We start from the raw sequence: 8,258 nt of genomic DNA on the forward strand, positions 1-8,258 counted from the left end.
ATGGGGAAATTTACCTCGGGGAGTACCAGGACGAAAAAACCGGTTACTGGTTGAAGGGAGATAACCCGAGAAGCCGTTTCTATAATCACTCAGGTTACTGTGACCTGATCATCAATGATCTTGTGGGCTTAAAACCCTCAGATGATAACACTCTCCACATCCAACCTCTTGTTCCTCAGAATCAGTGGGATTGGTTCTGTTTGGATAACGTCTTATACCACGGCAAGATCATTACTGTTCTGTGGGATAAAACAGGTGAGAAGTACGGTAAAGGAAAAGGGTTCCGCGTATTCGCAGACGGCAAGCAGGTCATGTATTCAGCAAAGTTAAAAGAAGTTAAAGCTAAATTATAAAATGAAAAGGTACACTAAGTTAGGTTTGATCCTGACGTTCGTCGTAACATGTTTATATGTTACAACCGCTTCGGCGCAGGATTATTACAACGTATTGAAATATGGTGCTAAGAACGATAGCAGTAAGCTCGCTACCGAATCAATAAAAAAGGCAATTGCAGCAGCGTCTAAAGCGGGTGGCGGTACCGTATACTTCCCTGCTGGTAAATATCTTACCGGCCCTATTCACTTGAAAAGTAATATTACCATATATATTGATGCAGGAGCTGAAATACATTTCAGCGATAATTTTGATCATTATCTTCCGATGGTGAAAAGCCGTTGGGAAGGTACAGATGTGATGAACTTCTCGCCGTTGTTCTACGCCATTAATGCGGAAAATATCGCCATTAAGGGCCGTGGCCTTATCGACGGTCATGGTAAGAAATGGTGGGCTTATTCTGAAGTTCATGTAAAGAAGATTCCTACCTCCCGCTGGCAGGAAGAATTCAAGCGTCTTAATAAAGATGTGCTTGCACCAGACCTTCCGGGTTGGATCGAACGCGGTTTCCTGCGTCCTCCATTTATTCAGATGATGGATTGCAAAAATGTGCTCATAGAAGGAATTACTATCACCAATTCACCTTTCTGGACCATTAATCCTCAATACTGTGATAACGTCACCATTTCCAAAGTGACCATAAATAACCCTGATTCGCCGAATTCGGACGGCATAAACCCGGAGTCATGCCGTAATGTGCATATCTCCGACTGCCATATCAGCACGGGTGATGACTGTATCACGATTAAGTCAGGTAAAGATCGTTCCGGAAGAAAAGCGAACGTTCCTGCAGAGAACCATACCATTACCAACTGTACTATGCTATCGGGGCATGGTGGCGTAGTTATCGGAAGCGAGATGTCCGGAGGCGTTAGAAGAGTCACTATTTCCAATTGCGTTTTTGACGGAACAGACCGTGGTTTACGCATTAAATCAGCGCGTGGACGTGGTGGAGTAGTTGAAGATATCCGCGTGAATAATGTGGTCATGAGAAATATCCGTGACCAGGCGATCGTTCTGGATCTGCAGTATGCCACCACAACTGTGGAGCCTGTATCAGAGCGTACACCTGCGTTCCGTAACATCCACTTCAGCAATATCACGGCTCACGGTAACCGTGCCGGATATTTAAATGGTTTAGAAGAAATGCCCATTGAGAACGTTTCATTTAATAACATGAACATGGATATGCAGACCGGCTTCAGGATTAAGAATTCTAAGGATATCGAGTTTCACAATGTTCGCGTCAATAACAAAAAAGGCCCGGTCGTTGAGGCAGAAAATGTTGTCGGACTTCAAATTGATGACGTTAAATCTCAAAAACCAGTTGCCGGCGAAGCGATTGTGGAGCTGAATAATGTAGAAGATGTGCTGATTCAAAACGCTTTCCCTGCCAAAGGAACGGATGTGTATCTGAAGGTTAAGGGTGCGAAAACAAACGGCATTGTAGGTAAAGCAAATCACTTCGGAAATGTAAAGACGGTTGTCGTTCAGGAAGCTGATGTAAAAGAAAAGATAAAGTTAGATTAATGATAAAAAACATGCGTTTAACGCTTGGTCTTGTGTTTGCAGGCTTCCTCAGCGGATCCCTGCAGGCACAAGACCTTAAGTTATGGTATAACCAGCCTGCTAAGCAGTGGACCGATGCCCTTCCTCTTGGGAATGGTCGGATAGGCGCTATGGTCTTCGGAGGCGTTAATCAGGAACATATTCAGTTTAATGAGGAGACGCTCTGGACAGGCTCCCCGAGAGATTACAATATGCCCGATGGCGCAAAATATCTCAACGAGATACGTCACTTGCTTTTTGCTGGTAAGCAAAAAGAAGCGGAAGCTTTGGCTGCTAAGCACTTCATGGGCCTCAAGTCTAAAGAAGAAGAGAGAGCCCCATGGGTAGAGAAAGTCAGAGATCTCGCCAGCCTGAAAAGCAACCCTTCTGCTGCAAAATACAATGACAGCAAATGGAAGACCATACAGTTGCCCGCAATTAACGGCTGGGAAACGGTTGGCTTAGAAGGTCTTGACGGTGCGGTGTGGCTCAGGAATTCTTTTGTGCTTCCTGATGACTGGGCTGGAAAAGACCTGGTCTTTGATCTGGGCAAGATCCGTGATCATGATTTTACTTATGTCAACGGACACCTGGCAGGGACAACAGCCAATGCTTCCGACGGCAGAATGTACGTTGTATCTGCAGACAAACTAAAGAAAGGCGTAAATCACATCGCTATACAAGTTTTAAACTATTTCGATAAAGGTGGTCTTGTTGGTTACAAGGATACATCGCGCCCACTGAGAGTGTATCCTCAGGGTGCTTCAGAGCAGCAGGCGGTTACGCTAAGCAGATCATGGAAGTACATGATTCAGGATGATGATCCGCCTCTGGTGGGTACCTATCAGGCTAGCTACCAGCCGTTCGGCGATCTACTATTAACGTTTCCTGATGCCTCCAAAGGTGTGTCAGATTACAAACGTGAGCTGGACCTCACGACTGCTATTTCCAAAACTACCTACGTCTCCAACGGGGTGCGTTATACGAGAGAATACTTTGTGAGCCAGCCAGACCAATGCTTGGTGGTGCGTATAACTTCCGACAAAAAGCAGTCTATAACCTTTCAGGCCGGATTGAGAAGTTCTCATAAGCAATCCGCAGTACGTGCAATCGATCCAACTACTCTGGGCCTTTCTTTGCAGGTTAAAGATGGCGCTCTCAAAGGCGAAAGCATTTTGAAGGTAAACGCGATCGGCGGAAAGACGAGAGTGAAGAACGGGCAGATCCATATCAGTGGTGCCAATGAAGTGGTGTTGTATCTTACTGCCGCCACCAACTATAAGAATTTTAAAGATGTATCTGCTAATGCAGCTGACCTTGCGAAAGCCGATATGGAAAGGCTGGCACAGCAAAATTACGGCGGTCTGCTGAAGAAACATTTGAATGAATATCAGCAATATTTTAACAGGCTGTCTTTGTCTTTTGGCAATTCTTCTGAAAGCCCGCTTCCTACTGATCAGCGTATCGAGCAATTTGCTAAGAATAGCGATCCTGCATTCGCTGCGCTGTACTTACAATACGGAAGATATCTCCTGATTTCAAGCTCGCGTCCCGGTACCCGGCCCGCAAACTTGCAGGGTATCTGGAACGACCTGCTTACACCATCATGGGGAAGCAAGTACACCACAAATATCAACCTGGAGATGAACTACTGGCCGGCCGAGAGCCTCAACTTGTCGGAGATGCACGAGCCTCTTTTTGACATGATTGAAGAATTAAGCCAAACGGGTGCGGAAACTGCCCGGAAATACTATGATGCCCCGGGCTTTGTTGTCCATCACAATACAGATATCTGGAGAGGAACAGCACCTATTAATAATTCTAACCATGGTATCTGGGTTGCCGGAGGAGCGTGGTTAAGCACCCATCTCTGGGAGCGTTACAACTATACCCAGGATAAAGAGTTCCTACGCAACAGAGCGTATCCCCTGCTGCGTAAGGTGGCTTTGTTTTTCAATTCATATCTGGTGAAGGATCCTACTACAGGCCTCCTGATCAGCGGCCCTACCAACTCGCCGGAGCATGGTGGCCTGGTCATGGGAACAGCCATGGACCATCAGATCATCCGCGAGGTTTACAGTGCCTGTATTGAGGCATCAGAAATACTGAACACAGACAGCGAATTACGAAAAATAATGAAAAGTAACCGCGATCGTCTGACACCAAATAAGATTGGCCGCTTCGGACAATTGCAGGAGTGGACAGTTGATATCGACGATACTACCAATAAGCACAGACATGTTTCCCACCTTTGGGGAGTGCATCCCGGCGCGGACATTACCTGGGATAAAGATCCGGAGATGATGAAGGCTGCAAGGCAATCGCTGATCTACAGAGGAGATGAAGGAACGGGATGGAGCCTGGCCTGGAAGATTAACTTCTGGTCGCGCTTCAAAGATGGTGATCATGCCTGGAAAATGGTTCATATGCTGATCAGTCCCGCAGAAAAAGGCGGAGGATCATACGTGAACCTTTTCGACGCCCATCCACCTTTCCAGATCGATGGAAACTTTGGTGGGGCTGCAGGCATTGCGGAGATGCTGCTTCAAAGCCATTCAGGTTATCTTGATATTCTTCCCTCGCTTCCTTCAGCACTGAAAGATGGCGAGATCAAAGGACTCTGCGCACGCGGAGGCTTTGAGCTGGAAATGAAATGGAAAGATGGAAAGCTAGCAGACCTTACCGTATTATCCAAAGCGGGTAATACCTGTACGGTGAAATATGCAGGTAAAGAATTAAAGTTCGCGACTGAACGTGGAAAGCGGTACTCTATTGACTCCGCCTTACAATTAATAAAATAATTATGTACTATTTACGACGGTTTTTGCTGGTCTTTGTTGCAGGCCTTTTCCTGAACTTCACTACAGAAGCTCAGGTGCGCCGCGAAATATCTTTGAATGAGGGTTGGAAAACCGTCGCTCATGATACTGACCAGAACTTATATAATGGCTTCGAGGCTGAGGGCTTTAGGGACGCTGACTGGAAGCAGGTTGATGTACCGCACAACTGGGACGTTTACCATGGTTACAGGCGACTACTTAAGGGTAACCGTCACGGCTATGCCTGGTACCGTAAGAACTTTGAAGTAAAGGCTAAAGGAAAGGACGAACGTTATTTCCTGTTCTTTGAAGGCGTAGGATCTTATGCCACAGTTTGGCTCAACGGTAAAAAGGTAGGTTATCATGCCGGTGGCAGAACCACTTTTACGCTGGATGTTACTTCAGCTATCCGCCTGAAAGGCAAGAATACCCTCGCCGTGCGTGCAGATCATCCGGATGAGATCCGTGACCTGCCCTGGGTAGACGGAGGAGGCTCAGAAGAAAGAGGCTTTTCGGAAGGTTCTCAACCGATGGGGATTTTCAGGCCCGTACATCTGGTGGTCACCAATCCGGTCCGCATCGAGCCTTTCGGCGTGCATGCCTGGAACGATAATAAGATTTCGGCAGAGTCAGCCAAAATCAACTTCTCTGTAGAAGTGAAAAATTATGGAAATACACCAAAGCAACTTCGCGTTGTAAACCGTCTGGAAAACCGCGAACGTAAAAAAGTATTTGAAGTCAGCAAGGAGAAGACGCTGCAGCCTGGTTCTCTTGAAACGATCAGCGATGTGAGTCCTGAGATCGTCAAGCCGCAGCTTTGGTCTATCGAAGACCCATATCTCTATACTATCGTTACCGAAATCTTAGATAACGGGAAGGTGATCGATAGACTGGAAACTCCTTATGGTATCCGCTGGATCAGCTGGCCCATTGGACGCGCATCGAATGATAAGCGCTTCTTTCTGAACGGAAAGCCGGTGTTTATCAATGGTATTGCGGAGTACGAACACCTGCTCGGTGGCAGTCATGCATTCAGTGCTGAGCAAGTCCGTTCACGTGTTATGCAAATGAAAGCCGCAGGATTCAACTCCTTCCGCGATGCTCACCAGCCTCATAACCTGAGGTATCAGGAGCACTGGGATAAGATGGGAATACTGCTGTGGACGCAAATGGCCGCGCATATCTGGTTCGATAATCCGGAGTTCAAGAAAAACTTCAAGACCCTGATGAGGGATTGGGTAAAAGAGCGGAGAAATAGTCCGTCTGTGGTGTTATGGGGACTTGAAAATGAAAGTACGCTGCCTGAGGAATTTGCCAGGGAGTGTACCGAAATTATCAGGGAAATGGATCCGACCGCCTCATCTCAGCGCCTGGTTACCACATGTAATGGTGGTAAAGGGACTGACTGGGACGTGCCGCAGAACTGGACAGGTACGTATGGCGGCGACCCTAAATTATATGGGGAAGATGTTAAACGTCAGGTGCTGATCGGTGAGTATGGTGCATGGCGCACGCTTGACCTGCATACCGAAGGACCATATGATCAAAACGGAATATTCAGTGAAGACCGCATGACCCAGCTGATGGAGATGAAGGTCCGGCTGGCAGACTCTGTTAAGAACGAAACCTCCGGACATTATTTCTGGTTGTTTACCTCACATGACAATCCGGGGCGGGTGCAGGGGGGCGAAGGCCTTCGTGAACTCGACAGGATCGGTCCGGTTAACTACAAGGGTCTGTTAACTCCATGGGAGGAGCCTTTAGACGTGTATTACATGTTCAGATCCAACTATGCGCCCAAGGAAACTGACCCGATGGTGTATATCGTATCACATACCTGGGCAAATCGCTGGAAATCTCCGGGAGTGAAAGATCGCATCACGGTATATTCCAATTGCGATGAGGTGGAGCTTTTCAATGATGTCGACAATGTATCCCTGGGTAAAAGGAAAAAAGGCGGTATAGGAACACACTTCTCCTGGTCAAAACCCGATATCCGCTATAATGTCTTGTATGCTGTCGGATATGTGAATGGCAAGGCCGTGGCTAAGGACTATATTGTTTTGAATCACCTGCCGAAGTCGCCACGTTTTGATGCCTTCTATGAGGGTGCTCAAAACCTCACGGCTCCTAAGAAGAAACTTAACTATTTGTATCGTGTGAATCTTGGCGGCCCTGATTATACAGATAGCAATGGAAACGTGTGGAAGGCCGACAGGCAGCAAACTTCTGCTGACACCTGGGGCTCCAATTCATGGACCAGGGACTTTCCGGGCACACCTGATTTCTTCGCCAGCCAGCGTAAAACCCATGACCCTATAAAAGGAACGACCGATTGGCCGTTATTTCAGACCTTTAGATACGGAAGAGAGAAGCTTAACTTTGATTTTCCTGTTCCTGACGGAGAGTATACTGTCGAATTGTACTTCAATGAGCCATGGTTAGGAACCGGGGGCGGACTGGATGCTACAGGATTCAGATTGTTCGACGTAGCGGTTAACGGTAAAACCTATCTGAAAAATCTGGATATATGGAAAGAAGCAGGACATGACCAGGCACTGAAAAAGACGCTCAAGGTCAAAGTTACCGGAGGAAAGCTAAATGTTTCGTTCCCCAAAGTGCTTTCGGGGCAGGCACTGATTTCAGCAATCGCTATCGCTTCTACCGACAAGAACATTAAGCCAGCCGCCGGAGCCACAAGTTTAATACAGAATTTCAAGGCGCCTTCAGACTGGTCACTGGAGACTTGGATGGATGCCGGAGACCGCCAATTCAACCAGGCTCAGGAACCCGCATTTACAGCCCTGCCTCCGGTGTTATACGGAGCAGACTGGATCAGGACCTCGGCCAGCGGCGGACAAGCGAGCTTTATTCTTGCAGAAGAGGCAGATGTATTTGTTGCTTTACCGGAAGGTCAGCCCGTACCTGCATGGCTGAAAGATTACGAAGACACGAAGTCTTTTCTTGAAAATAGTCGCGAACAGAACTTCAGATTCAACGTATTCCGTAAGCGGTTTGGAAAAGGTGCGTCCGTTCAGATTCCTTCAGCATTGACTACGGCGGTTTTACCAGCAACTACGCTGCAGCCGGCTTTCGATCTAAAGAAGTCAGAGACGTATAAATCACATATTGCTAAATTTACCAGCAATATTAAGGCTACTACTGTTAATGAAAAAGATGCGGTAACCTTCTATAAAGCCTCAGGAGATGTACTTGAGTTTACTTTCTCAGTAGGAGTGGCGGATACCTACTCGTTGACGCTACGGTATGCCAATACCTTGCCGAAAGTGATGAAAGCGAAACTTCAACTGGTTATGGCGGATGGGACGCTGTTAAAAGAAGAAGTGGTTGACCTTACCACCAGCAAGCCGGGAAAATGGAACTACTTGAATGGAACGTCCGGATCGATGATTAACGCGGGAACCTACAAGTACAGAGTTATCGCTATTGATGCCGAGGGACTCAGTGTCTCAGCACTCGATGTGCAATAGTTCGTCA

The 8,258-nt window shown here is 47.2% G+C and carries 4 protein-coding genes; all 4 read left to right on the forward strand.

Features of this window, described 5'->3' with window-relative positions; all coding sequences use genetic code 11:
* The coding region (locus ACKI5J_RS08370) for a glycosyl hydrolase family 65 protein (RefSeq protein ID WP_407428435.1) at positions 1 to 353 on the forward strand (353 nt) is incomplete at its 5' end.
* A 1-nt stretch (position 354) separates the two neighbouring features.
* Positions 355 to 1,923, forward strand: a complete 1,569-nt coding sequence (locus ACKI5J_RS08375; protein ID WP_407428437.1) for a glycoside hydrolase family 28 protein — start codon at positions 355 to 357, stop codon at positions 1,921 to 1,923.
* 11 nt (positions 1,924 to 1,934) lie between these two features.
* Positions 1,935 to 4,742 carry a glycosyl hydrolase family 95 catalytic domain-containing protein gene (locus ACKI5J_RS08380; protein WP_407428439.1) on the forward strand — a complete coding sequence of 936 codons (2,808 nt, stop codon included), beginning with the start codon at positions 1,935 to 1,937 and terminating at the stop codon, positions 4,740 to 4,742.
* Between the two features lie 2 nt (positions 4,743 to 4,744).
* On the forward strand, positions 4,745 to 8,251 hold the full coding sequence (locus tag ACKI5J_RS08385) for a malectin domain-containing carbohydrate-binding protein (protein WP_407428441.1): 3,507 nt from the start codon (positions 4,745 to 4,747) through the stop codon (positions 8,249 to 8,251).
* Positions 8,252 to 8,258: the final 7 nt, after the last annotated feature.

Source organism: Arcticibacter sp., from assembly GCF_045629565.1.
GTDB lineage: Bacteria > Bacteroidota > Bacteroidia > Sphingobacteriales > Sphingobacteriaceae > Arcticibacter.

Coding starts and splice junctions, on each gene's coding strand:
- ACKI5J_RS08375 (WP_407428437.1), top strand. CDS start 355: ATGAAAAGGTACACTAAGTTAGGTTTGATCCTGACGTTCGTCGTAACA.
- ACKI5J_RS08380 (WP_407428439.1), top strand. CDS start 1,935: ATGCGTTTAACGCTTGGTCTTGTGTTTGCAGGCTTCCTCAGCGGATCC.
- ACKI5J_RS08385 (WP_407428441.1), top strand. CDS start 4,745: ATGTACTATTTACGACGGTTTTTGCTGGTCTTTGTTGCAGGCCTTTTC.